The 21,464-nt window shown below is 41.7% G+C and carries 7 protein-coding genes; all 7 read left to right on the plus strand.

Features of this window, described 5'->3' with window-relative positions; all coding sequences use genetic code 11:
- The first annotated feature begins 539 nt into the window (after nucleotides 1-539).
- Nucleotides 540-7,112, plus strand: a complete 6,573-nt coding sequence (locus V7L07_RS15645; protein ID WP_335059283.1) for an amino acid adenylation domain-containing protein — start codon at nucleotides 540-542, stop codon at nucleotides 7,110-7,112.
- Nucleotides 7,113-7,370: 258 nt separating this feature from the next.
- A complete protein-coding gene (locus V7L07_RS15650; protein ID WP_335059285.1) occupies nucleotides 7,371-13,244 on the plus strand; it encodes a beta-ketoacyl synthase N-terminal-like domain-containing protein in 5,874 nt (1,957 codons plus the stop codon).
- A gap of 63 nt (nucleotides 13,245-13,307) precedes the next feature.
- Nucleotides 13,308-14,162 carry a 3-hydroxyacyl-CoA dehydrogenase family protein gene (locus V7L07_RS15655; RefSeq protein ID WP_335059287.1) on the plus strand — a complete coding sequence of 285 codons (855 nt, stop codon included), beginning with the start codon at nucleotides 13,308-13,310 and terminating at the stop codon, nucleotides 14,160-14,162.
- A 17-nt stretch (nucleotides 14,163-14,179) separates the two neighbouring features.
- Nucleotides 14,180-14,431, plus strand: a complete 252-nt coding sequence (locus V7L07_RS15660; RefSeq protein WP_335059289.1) for an acyl carrier protein — start codon at nucleotides 14,180-14,182, stop codon at nucleotides 14,429-14,431.
- Entirely contained in the window at nucleotides 14,428-15,612 is a 1,185-nt protein-coding gene (locus V7L07_RS15665; protein WP_335059291.1) for an acyl-CoA dehydrogenase family protein, read from the plus strand. The genes V7L07_RS15660 and V7L07_RS15665 overlap by 4 nt, the downstream gene beginning before the upstream one ends.
- 3 nt (nucleotides 15,613-15,615) lie before the next feature.
- Nucleotides 15,616-16,686, plus strand: a complete 1,071-nt coding sequence (locus V7L07_RS15670) for an HAD-IIIC family phosphatase (protein ID WP_335059293.1) — start codon at nucleotides 15,616-15,618, stop codon at nucleotides 16,684-16,686.
- A gap of 25 nt (nucleotides 16,687-16,711) precedes the next feature.
- Entirely contained in the window at nucleotides 16,712-21,457 is a 4,746-nt protein-coding gene (locus V7L07_RS15675; protein WP_335059295.1) for an amino acid adenylation domain-containing protein, read from the plus strand.
- Nucleotides 21,458-21,464 lie beyond the last annotated feature (7 nt).

Genomic DNA, 21,464 nt, shown 5'->3' on the forward strand with positions numbered 1-21,464 from the left:
TCTAAAACCAAGCTCAAGCCATACTTCAAGCCTTGAGCTTGGTTTTAGAGTGTACCTGTTTATGCCACGCTGAGTGTAACTGGATTAGGTTCTCTAGACTTTTTCCACTCGTTGATATCTATCAAAAATCATAGAATATTTTGGTAATAGTCTAAAACGACACCTATTTCCAATATTGATAATTATTCGCTATTAATTACAGGATTGCCAAATGCCACAATCCCTAGTAATGTAAGAAAGTCTAAATGAAAATTACTAGCAATATAAAAGCTTACATGGCTGACTTACTAATTTCGCCCTGTCTTCCCTAGAGCAGCATTGAGGTGTTCTTTGAGTTTTACCAATTCAATTAAATAATCCTTTAAAGGCAGCACTTTGAGCCAGAAAGAGGTATGTCAGTTTAAGGTTAGCTGTATTTAAGTGGATTTTTAAATTAAGATACCCGCGACAACTGCTCAAACCCTTGTTCAGTCAGGAGTGAGTGTGAGATTAATTTTACCACTATTGTTTGTGTGCATCTGATTACCTGAAGTATAATAATGACTGAATTTATCAATAATTTTCCAGAAATTCCCCTTCAGCGTGCCACTATTGTTGATATTCTGCGTGATCGCAGTTTCAATATGCCGCACATACAAGCCTTTACTTTCCTTGAAGATGGAGAGACTCAGGAATTAACTCTGACTTACCATGAATTGGATCGGCGCAGTCGGGCTGTAGCAGCTCAACTCCAAGCTCTTGGTTTGAGTGGAGAACGTGCTATATTACTGTATCCTCCAGGACTCGATTACCTAATAGCATTTTTCGGTTGTCTATATGCTGGAGTAGTGGCAGTTCCAGCTTATCCACCTCGCAATCAACGTAAAACGCCCAGAATACAAGCTATTAGTATAGATGCACAGGCAAGTATTGCTCTCACCACAACAGCAATGCTCCCCACATTACAATCAATACTCACACCTGAAACAAAACAGGGAAATTTTCACTGGCTGACAACTGACAACATCGCCCAGGGTATAGAAGATTTTTGGCAACAACCTGCAATCAATGGGGATACCCTAGCCTTTCTGCAATACACATCGGGTTCTACAGGCACACCCAAGGGAGTCATGCTCAGTCATGGCAATCTGCTGCACAACGCCACCGTAACCTACCAACTCATGGAGCATTCACCCAGCAGCAAGTTTGTATCCTGGCTACCTGTTTACCATGATATGGGGTTGATTGGTGGGATTTTGCAACCTTTGTATGGTGGTTTTCCTTGCATCTTAATGTCGCCAGCTTCTTTTCTACAACGACCTTATCGCTGGTTACAAGCTATATCTCACTACAAAGGTACAACGAGTGGTGGCCCCAACTTTGCTTATGAACAATGTGTTCAAAGGATTACTCAAGAACAAAAAGAAACTCTTGACTTGAGTAGTTGGAATGTCGCGTTTAACGGTGCTGAACCAGTCCGACAAGATACTCTTGAACTATTTGCAACCACCTTTGCAGAGTGTGGCTTTCGTCCGGAAGCTTTCTATCCATGTTATGGCATGGCGGAAGCAACTTTGATAGTTTCTGGTGGGAGCAAAACAGCCTTAGCTCAGTTAAAAACTTTAGAGAAATCTGCACTTTCGCAAAACCAGATAGTTGAAGCAACTCCCCAGAGTCAAGATATCCAAACCTTTGTCAGTTGTGGTCAAACTATTCCTCAACAGCAGATTGTCATTGTTAATCCTGAAACACTAATTCGCTGTTCATCAGATGAAGTTGGGGAAATCTGGTTATCTGGACTGAGTGTTGGTCAGGGTTACTGGAATCGAACAGAAGAAACAGAGCAAACATTCCACGCCTATCTGAAAGATATAAAAGAGGGGCCGTTTTTACGGACTGGTGACTTAGGCTTTTTGGACAATGGTGAGCTTTTCATTACAGGTAGAGCAAAAGATTTAATTATTATTCGCGGTCGCAATCTTTACCCGCAAGATATAGAATTAACCGCAGAGCGCAGTCATCCATCCTTACGTTCTGGTGCTAATGCAGCATTTACAGTAGAGGTTAACAACGAAGAAAGGCTCTTTATTGTACAAGAATTAGAGTTTCGCGCCAAGCCAAATTTAGCAGAAGTAGCTAGTGCAATTCGGCAAGCTATTACTGAAGAACATGAAGTACAAGTTTATGCAGTGGTTTTAATAAAACCAGGTAGTATACCTAAAACTTCTAGTGGTAAGATTCAACGTCGTGCAACTCGCACTCAGTTTGAGAATGGCGAATTGAATATAGTTGAAAGTGACATTCTCAAAATTAGTGATATTGCCAGAAACGAAACTAAATTAAAGTGTTCTGAATTTTTGACGCTTTCCCCAAGGGAGTGTCAACCAGTTTTAGAAAGATATCTGATTGAACTCTTGGCGGGAGTACTTTCAATTGCAACAGATGATATTAATCCACAAGAACCATTAAGCTCTCTGGGACTAGACTCTTTAAAAGTATTTGAGTTGAAAAACAGAATTGAGGTTGATTTAGAGGTAGAAGTATCCGTAGCAGACTTTTTTGAAGGGATGAGTACGCGATCGCTCATCACCAAAATACTGGCACAAATGACAGCAGAAGCTTTCATACCCTCAAAGTCTCTTAGCCAAGTTCAGCCAGCTGATGTATATCCCCTATCTTTTGCCCAACAGAGACTATGGTTTCTCGACAGATTAGAACCAGGAAATCCAGCTTACAATATTTCCTTAGCTGTTAATCTCAAAGGTCAGCTTGACATTATTTTACTAGAACAAAGTCTCAATGAAATTATCCGGCGACACGAGACTTTAAGAACCACATTTACAACAGTCAACGGACAGCCAGTACAAATTATTGCTGATTCCCTAAAATTATCTTTATCAGTAATAAATATAGAATTACAGAGCAATGTTGCAGTTCAAAAATTACTGACTCAAGAAAGTCAACGACCTTTTGACCTAACGTATGGGCCATTATTACGTGCTAAACTTTTGCGCCTAGCACAGCAAGAGCATATTCTTTTGCTGGAGATGCACCACATCATCTCTGATGGCTGGTCTACTGAAGTCTTTTTACAAGAGATTGCATTACTTTACAAAGCATTCTTAACCAGAAGTGCTTCACCTTTAGCAGAAATTTCTATTCAATACAAAGACTTTGCACACTGGCAGAGGCAATGGCTACAAGGGGAAATCCTCCAAACTCGACTCTCTTATTGGAAGCAACAACTTGAGGGTATATCAGCAGCATTAAAACTACCTACTGACCGACTACGACCGGTAGTGCAAACATCACACGGCGCTCAACAATCTATCGAGTTGTCTGAAGCCATAATCAAGGAGCTAAAGGCGATCGCTCGTCAAGAAGGTGTAACTGTATTTATGTTGCTATTGGCAGCATTTCAGACTTTTCTTTATCGTTATACCGGACAAGATGATATTGCTGTCGGAACACCCGTCGCCAACCGTAATCGTGATGAAATGAAAGGGGTAATTGGCTTTTTTGTCAATACCTTAGTGCTACGTACAGATATGAGCGGCAACCCAACTTTTGACGAGTTGCTGACGCGGGTAAAAAGGGTAGCTTTAGGAGCCTATACACATCAAGATTTGCCCTTTGACCAACTGGTAGAAGCAGTGCAACCAGAGCGGGATACAAGTCGGACACCGCTGTTTCAAGTCATGTTCAATGTCCAAGATTACTCGCAGTTACCAGAAATGCCTGGTTTGGCTTTGAGCTTGTTAAAAATAGAAACAGAAACAGCGCAGTTTGATTTGAGCCTGTCTATTGAAATCACAGAGCAAGAAGTGGCGGCATCCTTCTATTACAATACTGACTTATTTGATACTGCTACCATTACCCGAATGCTGAGGCATTTTCAGCACTTACTCTCAGGCATTGCTGCTCATCCTCAAGCTCGGCTATCCAACTTACCACTATTGAGTGTGGCAGATTGTCAGGAGTTACTACAACTTAGTAGGAATCAATCTCCAATTCCAAATTCCTCCGAACAATGCATTCATCAACTGTTTGAGGCACAGGTGGAAAAGACACCAAATGCGATCGCGGTGGTATTTCAAAACCAGCATTTAACTTACAGAGAATTGAACCAGCGTGCCAATCAAGTAGCACATCATCTCAAAGCCCTTGGAGTTGGGCCAGAAGTGCGAGTTGGTATTTGTATCCAGCGCTCTTTAGAAATGGCGATCGGACTTTTGGCGATCCTCAAAGCTGGAGGTGCTTACGTACCTCTAGATCCAGCCTATCCAAAAGAACGCCTGGCTTTAATCTTGAGAGATGCTCAGGTGTCAGTCCTTCTCACCCAACAATCACTGCTGGCTGTTGTGCCTCCACTTCAGTCGCAAGTCGTGTGCCTTGATACAGACAAAAGCGCCATTGCCCAAGAAAGTCAGGAAAATCTTGTCAATCAGACGCAACTAGAAAACCTGGTCTATATTATTTACACCTCTGGCTCCACGGGAACCCCCAAGGGCGTGACGATTCAGCATCGCTCTTTGGCGAGTTATGCCGAAATTGCCTGTTTAGAATACGAACTAGAAGCAAGCGATAGAGTGCTGCAATTTGCTTCCATCAGCTTTGATGCCGCTGCCGAAGAAATCTTTCCCTGTTTGATCTGCGGTGCTACTCTCATACTTCGTACAGATGAGATGTTAAGTTCAACGCCTCAATTTTTACAGCATTGTCGTGATTGGCGGATAACAGTCCTAGATTTGCCTACTGCCTTTTGGCATCAAGTTACCGCTGAATTAGCAACAGCCAATTTGGCACTTCCCGATTCTCTGCGATTAGCGATCATTGGTGGCGAAAGAGCCGATAGAAAACACCTGACAACATGGCAGCAACAGGTTGGTCAACGAGTACGCCTTGTCAACAGCTACGGCCCCACAGAAACAACAATCGTAGCTACAGTATATGACTTATCAGTGTCGACATCTACCGAAGTGCCGATTGGCAAAGCTATTCCCCAAGTCCAAACCTATATCCTCGATCCTTATCTACAACTCGTGCCTGTAGGAACTCCTGGCGAATTGTACATTGGAGGTGTCGGTGTTGCTAGGGGCTATTTTAAGCGATCGGACTTAACAGCAGCAAAGTTTATTCCTAACCCCTATAGTTCAAAACCTGGTGAGCGTCTTTATCAGACAGGGGACTTAGTTCGCTACCTTCCTGATGGCAACCTGGAATTTCTCGGACGCATCGATCATCAAGTTAAAATTCGGGGTTTTCGGATTGAATTAGGAGAAATAGAAGCTTTACTCAATCAACACCCAGGCGTTCAAGAAGCAGTGGTTGTTGCTCACAATGACGACTTAGACCATCAGCGCTTGATTGCTTATATTGTCGGACAGTATCAACTGGAAACGGTAGAAATATTAGATACTCAGCAAACCTTGCAGTGGCAAATGGTCTTTGATAGCCTCTACAAAAAGTTTGATGCCACTCAAAACTCCGGCTTCTATATCAAAGGTTGGGAAAGTAGCTACACAGGGGCATCTATTCCAGACGAAGAAGTGCGCGAATGGATGGAACAAACCACCGGGCGCATTTTAGCTTTGCAGCCCAACCGAGTTTTAGAAATGGGTTGTGGGGGTAGCGGCCTGATGCTTTTGAATATTGCCCCTCATTGCCAGCAGTACTGGGCAACAGACCCCTCAGAAAATGCCCTGCAAGTTCTCCAACAACAGTTGGATACTTTAGAGCAGCCATTAGCAGGAGTCACACTCAGCCAGAGAAGCGCTTTAGATTTTGAAGATGTGCCAGAGAATAGCTTTGATGCGGTGTTAATTGTCTCTGTAGCTCAGTACTTCCCAAGCATTGACTATTTGCTCCAGGTTTTGGAGAAAGCAGTCAATGCTGTAGAACCAGGTGGCTTCATTTTTCTAGGAGATGTTCGCAGTCTGCCCTTATTAGAAGCATTCCACGCCTCAGTTCAACTTTATCGGGCAGCAGATACTCTTTCGAGAGAAACATTGCAACAGCGCGTGCAGAAACAGTTGTTTGAGGAAAAACAATTAGTCATCGATCCCGCTTTCTTTACTGCTCTCAAACAGCATCTACCTAAAATTAGTCATGTTGATATTTTGCTAGAGCGTGGTTGTTCCCAAAATGAATTAACCAAATTCCGTTACGATGTCATTCTGTATGTAGATGATAAAGCAGTTCCGACGAAACAGATCCCCTGGTTGGATTGGAACAAACAAGAGGTAAGCCTCTGTTATATCCGCCAAATGCTTGAAGAAACTGCACCCCAATTTTTAGGTCTTAGCGGTGTGCCGAATGCGCGTGCGATCGCAGATATTCAGCTTGTGCAGTGGTTGAAAAATAGTCAAGCACTAGAAACTGTTGGTGAGATGAAGCAGGTTTTAAGCTCCTTTGAAGATCAAGGAATAGAACCGGAAGTATTCTGGGCATTAGAAAAAGACCTTCCTTACTCAGTCCAAATTACTTGGTCAGGTAATGGTGCAGGCGATCGCTATGACGTGATCTTTAAACGCTCTACACCGAATGCTGGTCAGTGTTTCTGTTTGCCTGCTGCTGTACCTGCTTCGTCCCGTCCTTGGCACGATTACGCTAATACTCCTTGGCAAGGAAGTTTAGCACGTGAACGAGTACCTCAACTCCGAGATTTCCTCAAAGAAAAACTACCTGAATACATGCTGCCAACGACTTTTATATTCTTAGACGCACTCCCTTTAACCCCCAATGGCAAAGTCAATCGTCGCGCCTTACCCTTGCCAGAAAGTTACTCTACCCAAAACCAACTTTATGTGGCTCCCGAAACAGAGCTACAGCAGACAATTGCTAATACGTGGCAAAAAGTACTCGGCTTTGAAAAAGTTAGTATTAACGATAATTTTTTCGATTTAGGCGGACATTCTTTGCTGATCTCTCAGGTAAACGCGCAACTACGAGAAAAATTACAACGTGATATCTCAGTAGTAGAAATGTTTCAATATCCTAGTATTAGTTTGTTAGCGAAACATCTGAGTCAGGAACAGCAAGAACAACATTCCTTTAAAGAGATTCATAACCGATCTGAAAAACAGAAATTGGCTCTCAACCGACAAAAGCAAACTCGTAAGTCGCGCAAATAAGTAGAAATAAATCTCAGCAAAACTATGCCAACAGCAAACTTGACTACCACTTTGCACTCATTACTTTTTTTATTTCCAATTATTCTTGGCTCAATTTTTGTGACATTTGCGTTGATTTTAATAATACTAATGAGTGCATATTTTCCTTACATTCGGCAACTAAGGTAAATCCAATAATAGGTAATCTTTTAGAATTTTTATTGGAATTTACTTGGTTGGGTAAAGTTAATGTGTGATTAATGAGGTGAGATAGGAGTAATGAATAGTTACGATTCAATACAAGAAATTGCAATTATTGGCATATCAGGACGTTTCCCTGGCGGTAATAATATTAAAGCTTTTTGGGAGAATTTACGCTCTGGAGTAGAATCAATATCTACTTTTACAGATGTCGAATTAATTGACGCTGGAATTGATCCAGAATTACTGCGTAATCCTAGTTATGTGAAAAGCCTTGCTATATTAGAAAATGTAGATTTATTTGATGCTTCATTCTTCGGCTTTAACCCTAGAGAAGCAGAAATTACAGACCCGCAGCATCGTTTATTTTTGGAGTGTGCATGGGAAGCATTAGAAAATGCCGGCTATGACTGCCAACGTTGTGAAAGTCGGGTTGGAGTTTATGCTGGTGCTAGTTCAAATAATTATTTATCATTGGATTTAAATAGCGATGCCTACGGCGGACTGCGCCAACGCAATGGATTAGCTAGCATTTTTCAAAAGGCAATTGGTAACGATAAAGATTTCCTAGCGACTCGCGTTTCCTATAAATTAAATCTTACTGGCCCAAGTCTAACAGTACAAACTGCTTGTTCTACTTCCTTAGTTGCCACCTCTCTCGCTTGCCAAAGTCTATTAAATTACCAATGCGATATGGCTTTAGCGGGGGGAGTATCGATTAATATTCTCCAAAAAACCGGGTATTTGTATCAAGAAGGCGGTGTTTTATCACCTGACGGGCGCTGTCGCGCCTTTGATGCCAAAGCCAAGGGAACGATTATTGGTAATGGTGCTGGAGTAGTGGTTTTAAAGCGGTTAGCTGAGGCGATCGCTGATGGTGATTATATCTATGCTGTAATTAAAGGTAGCGCCATCAATAACGATGGTTCTAGTAAAATAGGTTACACAGCACCCAGCGTTAACGGACAAGCAGATGTAGTCGCGGAAGCACTGGCTTTGGCTGGAGTGGAACCTGAAACCATTAGCTATATAGAAGCTCACGGTTCAGGAACCGTCTTAGGCGATCCCATTGAAATTTCTGCTTTAACAAACGTGTTTCGTGAAAGTACTGATAAAAAGGGATTTTGTGCAATTGGTTCAGTCAAAACGAATATTGGTCATTTAGACGCAGCAGCAGGGGTTACAAGTTTAATTAAGGCGACTCTGGCTCTCAAACATCAGCAAATACCCCCCAGCTTGAACTTTGAACAACCCAATCCTGACATTGATTTTGCCAACAGTCCTTTTTACGTCAACACCAAACTGACGGAATGGAAAACTACTCATATTCCTCGCCGTGCAGGTGTGAGTTCTCTGGGTATCGGTGGGACTAATGCTCACGTCATTCTAGAAGAAGCCCCAACCATTCCAGAGTCTAGCCCTTCTCGTACTTGGCAGTTATTAGTAATTTCAGCCAAAACAGATTCAGCATTAAAAAGTGCTACTGTCAATCTGGCAGATTTCCTCAAACAACATCCTGATTTAAACCTCGCAGATGTTGCTTACACGTTGCAGTGTGGACGACAAGCTTTTGAGCATCGGCAGACAGTTGTTTGTCAAGATGTTGCAGATGCGATCGCTGCACTTGAAGATCCAAAGCGCTTACTTGCCAGTATTCAAGAAACTGAAGAACGTCCTCTAGTCTTCATGTTTCCAGGACTTGGTACTCAATATGTCAACATGGCTCTTGGACTTTACCAAGTTGAACCGATATTTCGGCAACAAATTGACTACTGTTGTGAATTTCTCAAACCGCTTCTTGGTCAAGATTTGCGAGATATTTTGTATCCCACCAGAAACAGTGAGAATGACACTCAGCAAAAACAAAACACTGTTGCTGCTGGGCTAGATTTGCGAAAAATGTTAGGTCGTGGGACAGAACAAGCAGATATAGGCACTGAAAAACTCAATCAAACTTATCTCACTCAGCCAGCTATTTTTGTCATTGAGTACGCCTTGGCCCAGTTGTGGATGTCATGGGGAATTCGTCCGGTGGCAATGATTGGCTACAGCATCGGTGAATATGTCGCGGCTACGCTAGCAGGAGTTTTGTCTATTGAAGATGCTTTAACTCTTGTTGCTAAAAGAGCGCAAATGATTCAGGAATTACCAAGTGGCGCAATGTTGGCTGTCCCCCTTTCAGAAGAACAGGTGCATCCTCTGTTGAATGAGAATCTTTCTTTGTCAGCAATCAACGGTTCGCAACAGTGCGTGATTGCTGGAGCCATAGACGCTGTGGATGAATTAGAAAGCAAGTTGACTCAAAAGGGATTAGCCTATCGGCGTTTGCAAACTTCTCATGCCTTTCATTCAACAATGATGGATGCGATCGCACAATCCTTTACCGACTTGGTAAAAACTGTCACTCTCCAGCCACCCAAAATTCCCTATTTATCTAATGTCACAGGAACTTGGATTACAGTCGCCGAAGCTACAGATCCCACATACTGGGCAAGGCATCTATGCGAAACTGTGCGTTTTGCAGATGGAGTTCAACAATTGTGGAAAAAACAAAATCCAATTCTATTAGAGGTGGGATCGGGACAAACACTGAGCAGTTTAGCTTTACAGTGTTTGGATAACGGCTCCTTTATAGATCGAGTTATATTACCCTCGCTCCGGCATTCCTACGAGCAACAGCCAGATTTGGCTTTCTTACTTAAGACATTAGGTCAGTTATGGCTCTCAGGAGTCCAGATTGATTGGTCGGGCTTTTATGCTGCGGAGCGCCGTCACCGCCTTCCCTTACCGACTTATCCCTTTGAGCGCCAACGTTACTGGATTGAACCACAACAACCATCACCTTCACTCAGACAGTTCCATCCAAGACCAACAACTTCACAGCTTTGGAAATCTCTGGTAGATGCTGCTCAGATGCAGGCGATTCAAGGGAGCTTGGAATTTGACGATCAAACTTATCGAGCCAACAAACAATGGTTAGATCGTTTATGTACTGCTTACATGAGCCTTGCCCTGAAGCATGTAGGCGCATTTAGCGATCTAGCTAAAAAGTATTCTATTGAGGAATTATTTGAACAATGTTCTATTATTCCTAAATATCGTGAATTGTTGTGTAGGTGGCTGGAAGTACTGGTAGAGCAAGGTCAGTTGCAGCAAGAGGAAGGTCTTTTTACCAACTTTTTACCATCGTCAACAGACGATATCGACACTCTTCTAAAAGAAGTCAGAGTCAGATTGGCAGATACACCTCAAGATATAAACCTGATCCAGGTATTTGGTGAAAATCTGGTAGCTGTGCTTACTGGTCAAAAAGAACCGTTAGAGTTGCATGTTGCTACATTAGTCAAGCAAGGAGAAATTTCTCGACAATATTTGCCCGCTGAGGTTTACTTAAGAGGAATTATGCGCGCAATGGTGGAAAAGCTGGCAATAACTTTACCACCAGACGTGAATCTAAGAATTTTAGAAATCGGCGGTGGAACTGGGATCGCCACAGTGGAATTACTACCTGTGTTAGCATCCCAGCAAACAAAGTATACTTTTACCGATGTGGGCGGTTTTTTTGTCAAAGATGCCAAAAATAAGTTTAGTGCCTATCCTTTTGTCGAATATGGCTTACTAGACATCGAGCGATCGCCTCAAGAGCAGGGGTACAATAGCCACAGCTTTGATGTAATAGTAGCTGTCAATGTATTGCATATAGCCCGCAACATCAAAGAAACCCTTGGACATGTTCAATCTTTATTAGCTTCTGGAGGCTTCTTACTGCTATGGGAGATCACTCAACCTAGACCAGAGTCGGACATGATTGATGCTCTAATTATGAATCCCATAGAAGATGAAAAAGGCAGCCGCAACATGGCTAATCCATTTTTATCAAAACAGCAGTGGCAGGAAGCACTAAACTCCTGTGGTTTTGTTGAGGTGGCAGCTTTCTCTGAATTTGAAGCCTTTGGGGAACATGTCTTTATTGCTCAGGCTTCTTCGTCAGCAGCATTATCAGCACCAGCAGCATTTACAGCTTTAGTCGATCAAAAAGATGTTGGCAAGATACCTCAAGTCTTGTCACATAAAAAGCCCGACATTGCTGACTGGTTCTATATCCCATCCTGGAAACGTTCAATGCCGCCCCAGCCTTTGAAACTGACTCAGGCAAGTTGTTGGTTAGTTTTTATCGATGAGTGCGGCTTGGGTTCCCAAGTAGTGAAGCGACTCAAACTTGAGAACCAGAATGTTATTACTGTCAAAATGGGAGAGCAATTTCGTAGTGAGAGCAAATCTTCTACAGATGGACTCGATCAACACGTATATACAATCAATCCTCAGCAACGGGATGACTACGACACCCTGCTTAAAGAACTTTGCGCCCTAGACTTAACCCCAAAAACAATTGTTTATTTATGGAGTGTTACACCACCTGATTACACAGAATTAGGACTTGAATCGGTAGACTCTCAAGATTTAGACTTTTACAGTCTGCTGTTTCTAGCGCAGGCAATTGGAGAACAAAATCTTAAAGATTCCCTTGAAATTGGCATTGTTTCAAATAATATGCAGGAATTAACAGGCGAAGAGGTGCTGTCTCTAGAGAAAGCACTAGTGATCGGCCCCTGTAAAACTATTCCGATAGAGTACCCAAATATAAACTGTCGTAGTATTGATGTCGTTATTCCCGAACTAGAGAGTTGGCAAGGGGATAAACTCGTAGACCAGCTACTAACAGAACTGACTACCCAACCATCCGATCAGATTATTGCCTACCGTGGCAATCATCGCTGGGTGCAGACCTTTGAGCCAATCAGACTGCATGAAACTGTTGAAGGAAAACCACGCTTAAGGGAAGAGGGAGTCTATCTGATTACGGGTGGATTAGGAGGCGTTGGTCTAGTGCTGGCTGAGTATCTGGCACAGACCGTAAAAGCAAAACTGATACTGACTGGGCGTTCAGCTTTTCCCGATCGCAACGAGTGGTTACAATGGCTAGCTACTCATGATGAATCCGACAGCATCAGCTGTAAAATCCGAAAATTACAAGCGATCGAAGCGTTGGGTGCAGAGGTATTGGTAGTCAGCGCCGATGTTACCAACCTTGAACAAATGTCAGCAACGATCGCTCAGGCCAATCATCAATTTGGTCAGATTCATGGCGTGATTCATGCCGCAGTAGTTCCAGGTGGAGGTTTTATTCAACTAAAAACAAAAGCAGCAGCAGCAAATGCTCTTGCACCGAAAGTCAGGGGAACACGAATCCTCGATATTCTCTTTAATGATGCCAAACTGGATTTCTTTGTACTCTGTTCATCAAGTAGTACATTTCAACCTGTAGCGGGTATGGTAGACTACATTGCTGAAAATGCCTTTCTTGATGCCTTTGCTCACTACAGTGTCTCTAAATACGGCAAATTTACCAGAGCCATTGACTGGGATAGATGGAGCAATTTAGGAACAGCAGTAGCTCTTGAAACACAGTATAGAGCTATAACAGGAAAAGAGATTTCGCCAGCAATGACATCAGAAGATGGCATTGAGGCATTTAGACGGATTCTGTTCAGTAGCACAGTGCCTCAAATAGTTGTATCAACGCAGGATTTACTAACTGAGGTTGAGCAGAAATTTTCCTTAGAAGTTCTAGAGAAGACCAACATATCTAAATCGGCATACCAAAGACCCCAACTGAGAAATGCTTATGTTGCTCCTACCAATGAGAGCGAGTCTAAAATTGCTGATATCTATCAAGAATTACTAGGGATTGAGCAGGTAGGCATTCATGACAACTTCTTTGAGTTGGGAGGAGACTCCTTAATAGGAACTGTACTAATTTCTCAGCTTCGGAAAAACTTTCAGGTAGAACTATCTGTTCGTTCCCTCTTTGAAGCACCCTCTATATCAGAATTGGCTGTAGTTATTGAAGAAATCATCATAGAGGAATTAGAAAAATTATCTGAAGTTTAAGCTAACTTTAATTTGGAAAAGCTTAACTAAAAATCAGGAAAATATTCGCTTTCAGGATTAATTATGAATATTCAAACAGTAGGCGTAGTTGGAGCAGGAGTGATGGGAGTAGGCGTTGCACAAAACCTTGCTCAAACAGGTCATCAAGTTATCTTAGTAGATATTTCCGAAGATATCCTGGATAAAGCTAAACATGAAATCAGGAATAATATCCGCTTCCAGGGTTTTTTCAAAAAAAGTGACACTATAGAAACTCCAGATAATATCCTCAACCGAATTGAGTTTTCGACAAACTATAAATTTCTGGAAAAGGCAGATTTTGTAGTTGAAAATGTCACCGAAAAATGGGATATTAAAAAGCAGGTGTACTCCCTGCTAGATTCTATTTGTCCAGCAGATAGTGTATTCGCAGCTAACACATCAGCAATTCCTATCACCCGTATTGCTTCAGTCACGAAACGTGCCGATAAAGTTATCGGTATGCACTTTATGAATCCTGTCCCCATGAAGTCGATGGTGGAGATGATTCGCGGTTTTCATACTTCTGAGGAAACAATTGAAATAGGCAAACAATTTCTGGCTCAGATTGGTAAAGAATGCATAATCGTCAATGATTCACCGGGTTTTGTTTCTAATCGTGTGTTGATGTTAACCATTAACGAAGCTGTTTTTCTGTTGCAAGATCAAGTTTCTACAGCAGAAGATATTGACAAAATATTTAAGACCTGCTTCGGACACAAAATGGGACCTTTAGAAACAGCAGATTTGATTGGACTAGATACCATTTTATTTTCCATTGAAGTTTTGTATGAAAGCTTTAATGATAGCAAGTATAGACCATGTACTTTACTCAAGAAAATGGTAGATGCCGGATTGTATGGTAAGAAAAGTGGGAAAGGATTTTACCTTTATCAATAAATAGGAATTGGGCGAAAATGAACGAAATTAAAACAAAAATCAAAACATTCCTGGCGCGATTTTTCGGTAATCATAACTTACAGTCAGACGAAGACATTTTTGCTCTGGGTTTTGTGAATTCTATGTTTGCTATGCAACTTGTTTTGTTTGTAGAGCAAGAGTTTCAAATTACTATTGAGAATGAAGATTTGGAGTTTGAAAATTTTAGAACTATTAACTCTATAAGCAACTTAGTTGAACGGAAAAATAATGTATTAGCGCCGAGATGAAACTAGAATTATCTGCTCAACAAAAAACTTCTCAAGCTGAATTTAGAACATTCGTCAATGAGGAAATATGTCCTCATGCAAATGAATGCGATCGCAATGAATTTACCCCGCCAGAAATTATTAAAAAATTAGCTCAACATGGCTTCTTAGGTGCTATATTACCCGAAGCATTTGGTGGTCAGGCAATGGACATGATCACCTATGGCATTCTCAACGAAGAAATTGGCCGGGGATGTTCTTCTGTACGCAGTTTGCTGACAGTTCATAATATGGTTGCTCATGCTTTATGTAAATGGGGTAGTAAGTCTCAGAAAGAGTATTGGCTTCCTAAGTTAGCATCCGGTGAAATCATAGCCGCTTTTGCATTAAGTGAACCGAATGTAGGTAGCGATGCTAAAAGTGTAGAAACAACAGCAACACTTTCTGGAGATACTTATATCTTAAACGGGCAAAAGAAATGGATTACCTATGGACAAATAGCAGATGTATTTTTGGTATTTGCCAAATGTGAAGATAAACCCACGGCTTTCTTAGTTGAAAAAAATAGTCCAGGATTTTCAGTCAAACCAATGTCTGGCATTTTAGGTGTTAGGGCTTCAATGTCAGCAGAATTGCAGTTTAATAATTGTCAAATTCCTCAAGAAAATTTAGTCGGTAAATTAGGTTTTGGATTTTCCTACGTTGCTGCTACCGCACTTGATTATGGTAGATATAGTGTGGCCTGGGGTTGTGTCGGTATTACCCAAGCTTGTCTAGAAGCTTGTATTAAGTATACAAGTGAGCGGAAACAGTTTGGTGTTTATCTGAAAGAGCATCAATTAATTCGACAAATGATCACTCAGATGATAGCCAATGTGAAAGCAGCAAGACTGCTATGTTATCAAGCGGGTTATCTCAAAGATATTAACGATCCCAACTCTATTATAGAGACTTCAATTGCTAAGTACTTTGCTTCCATAACAGCGACAAAAGTAGCAAATGATGCGGTGCAAATTCATGGTGGCAATGGTTGTAGTAGTGAGTACCCAGTTGAAAGGTATCTCCGAGATTCTAAAATCATGGAAATCATCGAAGGTAGCACTCAAATTCAAGAAATTACTATCGCTGAGTCGGGTTATCAGGAGTATTTTTTATCAACCGTACCTAATGTTATGGTCAAAAAATTAGCAGAGAGGATTTAAAATATGATTAGTAATACAAGCCAACTTGCAAATCTCCAACAAGAAGATAAAAAAATCATCAAATGTGTGGTTTGGGATCTAGATAATACACTATGGGATGGAGTTTTATTGGAGGATGAAAAAGTTTGTTTGCGAGAAGGGATAGTAAATATTATTCATAGTTTAGATGGTCGCGGTATTTTACAATCTATCGCTAGTAAAAATGACGAGTTTACAGCTATAGCTAAACTAGAACAATTCGGTTTAAAAGAGTATTTTTTGTATCCCCAGATTAATTGGAATTCTAAAGTTAGTTCTCTCCAAGAAATTGCTAAATCAATTAATATTGGTATTGATGCGATCGCCTTTATTGACGATCAGAGATTTGAGCTAGAAGAAGTCAAGTTTTCTTTGCCAGAGATTCTTTGTATCAATGCAGATAAAATAGCGCATATTTTAAATATGCCAGTAATGAATCCCCGTTTTATTACGGAAGATTCTAGCATGAGAAGGTTGATGTATATTAGTGATATCAATCGTCAGCAAGCAGAAAAAGACTTCGTGGGAACAACAGAGGAATTCTTAGCCACTCTCAATATGAATTTTACTATATCCTCTGCAAAAAAAGAGGATTTGCAGCGAGCAGAAGAATTAACTCTCCGAACTAATCAATTAAACACAACTGGTTATACCTACTCTTATGACGAACTAAGTCATTTTTGTCAGTCGGAAAACCACAAACTGCTAATTGCAAGTCTAGAAGATAAGTATGGAAGCTATGGTCAAATAGGACTAGTTCTGATCGAGCGCCAAACAAACCTATGGACAATAAAACTCTTATTGATGTCTTGTCGCGTCATGTCTAGGGGAGTCGGCACAATCATGTTGAATTATGTTATGAATCTGGCACAAAGCAATAATGTCCGCCTTCTTGCAGAGTTTGTGCCAAATAATCGCAATCGGATGATGTACATTGCTTATAAATTTGCAAATTTTAAGGAAATTGAAAAGAGTGATGATTTAGTAATTTTTGAAAACGATTTAACTCGAATTCAACCAGTACCTTTATATGTGAAATTTCAGGCAATCGATTAAATCAGTTATTTTTAATTTAAATCTTATGAATATCAAAAAAGATGATATATCTAAACGACGTTCTCAGCTTTCACCAGCTAAACAAGCGATTTTAGAAAAGCGTTTACGGGGTGAATCTAATACTCCACAAATACTTATTCCTCAACATTCTGAACAGAATCCTGTTCCTCTCTCCTTTGCCCAACAACGTTTATGGCTTTTCCAGCAGCTAGAACCCGAAAGTTCTACTTATAACGAAATAGTAGATATACACCTAAAGGGTATGTTGAATTTGGTAGCACTAAGGGAGAGTATCAATGAGATTGTCAGACGGCATGAATCTCTGCGTACCACCTTTGAGTTATGGGAGGGGCAACCAGTTCAAGTGATTAATTCCACTTTCACTGTAGCCCTACCAGTGGTGAACTTGAGCGAACTACCAACAGTATTGCAATCATCTGAAGTTGAAAGACTGACTACTGAGATAGTCAAAAAACCCTTTGACTTAGCATCCGGCCCTTTACTGCGAGGGGCGTTATTGCAGACAAGCGAAGAGGAATATGTACTTGTATTCGCCATCCACCATATTGTTTGTGATGGCTGGTCAGTACAAATTTTTACCCAGGAATTAACAGCATTATACGCAGCTTTTTCTGCCGGAAAACCCTCCCCACTCTCAGAACTGCCCATCCAGTATGTAGACTTTTCTATTTGGCAGCGTGAGTGGCTGCAAGGTGAGCGAGAAAAAACTCAACTTTCCTATTGGAAGCAGCAACTTGCAAATGTTCCAAGCACTTTGCCCCTTCCTACAGAACGTCCTCGATCGCCAGTACAAAGCTTCAGAGGAGCGATCGCATCTTTTCAGCTATCAGCACCCTTGACTAGTATGCTTAAGTCTTTAAGCAACCAGCAAGGTGTCACCCTGTTTATGACCCTATTAACGGCATTTCAGGCACAACTATACCGCTATACAAACCAAGAAGACATTTGCATTGGCTCCCCAATAGCTAACCGCAACCATCCTGATATTCAAGGATTAATTGGTTTTTTTGTCAACACCCTTGTACTGCGTACTGACCTTTCTGGGAACCCAACTTTTATAGAATTACTTGGTCGAGTGCGCGAAGTATGCATGGGTGCTTATGCTCATACTGATATACCTTTCGAGCGAGTAGTGGGAGAACTGCATCCTGAGCGAAATCTCAGTCATACACCCTTGTTTCAAGTCATGTTTGTTTTGCAGGAAGATAGCAAAAAAGATTTGAAACTACCTGATCTGACTCTCAAATGGCTTCACAACCATACTGGAACAGCGAAATTTGATTTAACGCTGTCTGTGGTGGACGCCAAGTCAGAACTTTGGGGGTTTTGGGAGTATAATACCGACCTGTTTGATGCTGCCACTATTAACCAGATGATCGGGCATTTTACTAATTTGCTAGAAGGTATTGTTACCAATCCAGATCAGCGCTTATCAGATTTGCCATTGTTGACAATTGCAGAGCAGCAGACTTTGTTAGTTAAGTGGAATCATACCACTACCAATTACTCTGAGGATAAATGCATCCATGAATTGTTTGAAGCCCAGGTGGAAAGAACGCCGAACGACGTAGCGGTGGTTTTTGAGGAAGAACAACTTACCTATCGGGAACTCAACAAGAGAGCCAACCAACTTGCCCACTACCTACGCACTTTGGGAGTAGAATCAGAAGTACTAGTGGGAATTTGTGTAGAGCGATCGCTCTCAATGGTCATCGGACTCTTAGCCATCTTAAAAGCAGGTGGCGCATACATACCGTTAGATCCAAGCTACCCCCAAGAACGCAAAGCTTTCATGTTACAAGACTCTCAACCAAAGGTGTTGTTAACACAACAGCAGCTAGTAGAAAGTCTACCAACTCACACAGCTAAAGTAGTTTGCTTAGATAGCAACTGGGAAATCATCAGCCAACACAGTAGAGAAAATCCAGTTTATAATCTCAGCTTAGATAACTTAGCCTACGTCATCTACACCTCCGGCTCTACAGGTCAACCCAAGGGGGCGATGAATAGTCATAGGGGAATCTGCAATCGCCTACTATGGATGCAATCCACATACCAATTAACAGCAAGCGATCGCATTTTACAGAAAACACCATTCAGCTTTGATGTCTCAGTCTGGGAATTTTTCTGGCCATTAATTACAGGTGCGCGTTTAGTAGTCGCCCAACCAGAGGGACATCGAAATCCAAACTATTTAGTGAATGTAATTAGAGAACAACAAATATCCACCATCCATTTTGTACCATCGATGCTGCAAGTGTTCCTAGAAGCAAAAGGATTGGAAAATTGTCAGTGTCTCAAGCGGGTGATAGTCAGTGGCGAAGCCTTACCTCTTCAACTTCAACAACGCTTCTTCAATCGACTTGATGCCCAACTGCACAATCTCTATGGACCCACGGAAGCCGCCATTGATGTCAGCTTTTGGGCGTGTAGGCAACAAAGCAGTCTCGAAGAGAATAATATCAGCCAGCAAAAGATAGTTCCTATTGGTCGCCCAATCGATAATATCCAGATTTATCTGCTGGATAAGCATCTTAACCCTGTGCCTGTAGGTGTCACAGGGGAATTATATATCGGTGGTGTGGGAGTAGGTCGGGGCTATTTAAACCGCCCGCAATTGACTGCTGAGAAATTTATCCCTAACCCCTTCCAAGCAGGCGGTGGAGGGAAAGAAGACCAATCCTTAAATTCGGAACGTCTGTACAAAACAGGCGATTTAGCCCGCTATTTAGCCAATGGAGAGATTGAGTATATTGGTCGGATTGACTACCAGGTGAAGATTCGTGGCTTCCGCATCGAACTTTCTGAAATTGAAGCATCTATTAGTCAACACCCAGCAGTGCGAGAAACTGTAGTTGTCGCAGATGCTCAACGAATAGTCGCATACATAGTCCTACACGCAGAAGAAACACTGACCATTTCTCAATTGCGTAACTTCCTGGAGTCAAAGTTACCAAACTATATGGTTCCAGCAGCTTTTGTGATCCTAGATCAACTCCCTCTTACTCCTAATGGTAAGGTTGACCGTAAGTCATTGCCGGAGCCTGACCGAATACGCCCAGAATTTGAAGAAACCTATATTGCACCTCAAACGACCGTTGAAAAACAATTGTCCGCGATTTGGGCGCAAGTCCTTGGCTTAGAAAAGGTAGGTATAAATGACAAATTCTTTGAACTGGGTGGAGATTCTATCCTCAGTTTTCAAGTCATATCCAAAGCGAACCTTGCAGGACTACATCTCACACCCAAACAATTGTTCCAGCACCAAACCATTGCCGAACTAGCAACAGTTGCTAGCACCAACATCTCAATGTCAGCCGAACAAGGTTTGGTAACTGGCTCATTCCCCTTAACACCCATCCAGCGCTGGTTTTTTGAGGAAAATTTTTCCAATTATGATCATTACAATCAGGCTGTTCTACTAGAGGTACAGCAAGCACTCAATCCAGTAATTCTGGAGCAAGTAATACATTATTTGCTACAACACCACGACATTTTGCGATCGCAATTTATCCAACAATCATCAAAATGGCAAGCAAAGATTGCCGAATTTGAGCAGGTAGCGCCAATTACAGTTATCGATTTATCTACATTACCTCCAGAAAGCCAAAGTGCCGCCATTACTGCGACTTGCAGTGAACTCCAAGCCAGCCTTAACCTATTTTCTGGACAATTGCTGCGAGTTGCTTTATTTAATCTTGGTGTCAATCAGCACAGCCGCCTGTTTATTGTGATTCATCACTTGGTTGTAGATGGAGTCTCTTGGCGGATTTTATTGGAAGACTTGCAGACAGCTTATGCACAGCTAAGTCAGGGTGAAACAATCAAATTACCGCCAAAAACCACTTCTTTCAAACAATGGGCTGACCAACTGCAACAATATGCTCAATCAGCAGCAGCACAAGCGGAAATGGATTATTGGTTGGAAATACTGCTTCAACCCCGTTCCTGCCTACCTGTAGATTATCCAGGTGGAGATAATACAATTAGTTCTGTTGGTAATGTCACCATCGGCTTGAGTGCAGAAGAAACCCAAGCCTTGTTGCAAGATGTACCAGCTGCTTACCGGACTCAAATAAATGATGTGTTACTTGTAGCACTCATAGAGGCATTTGCCAAATGGACTGGACAAACCACCCTCTTATTGGACTTGGAAGGACATGGCAGGGAAGAAATATTAACAGATGCAGACATCTCGCGGACAATCGGTTGGTTTACCAGTATATTTCCTATTGTCTTGAGTGTAGAAAAGACCAACGACCCTGGAGAAGCCTTAAAGATGGTAAAAGAGCAACTGCGGCGGATACCAAATCGGGGTATCGGCTACGGAGTGCTGTACTACCTCAATGAAGATCCGGGAATAAGCAGGGGATTATGTTCTTTACCCAAACCAGAAGTGATTTTTAATTACCTGGGTCAGCTAGACCAAGTATTAAATACATCTTCAATGTTTAAATTTGCTAGTGAATCTGATGGTAACAACCAAAGCGATCGCCATCATCGCTCGCACTTGCTGGAAATTGACAGCAGTATTATTTCAGATCAGCTGAAATTGCAGTGGCGTTACAGTCAAAACCTGCACAAACAATCCACAGTGGAAACTCTCGCACAGGGATTTATCGAGGCGTTGCGCTCGATAATTGCCCATTGTCAATCACCACAAGGAGTTGGTTTTACGCCTTCTGACTTTCCTTTGGTGCAGTTAAACCAAGCAGAACTCGATTTAGCTTTACAACAAATTTCATTTTAAGGGAGAG

This window comes from Nostoc sp. (assembly GCF_036916985.1).
Taxonomy (GTDB): Bacteria; Cyanobacteriota; Cyanobacteriia; order Cyanobacteriales; family Nostocaceae; genus Nostoc.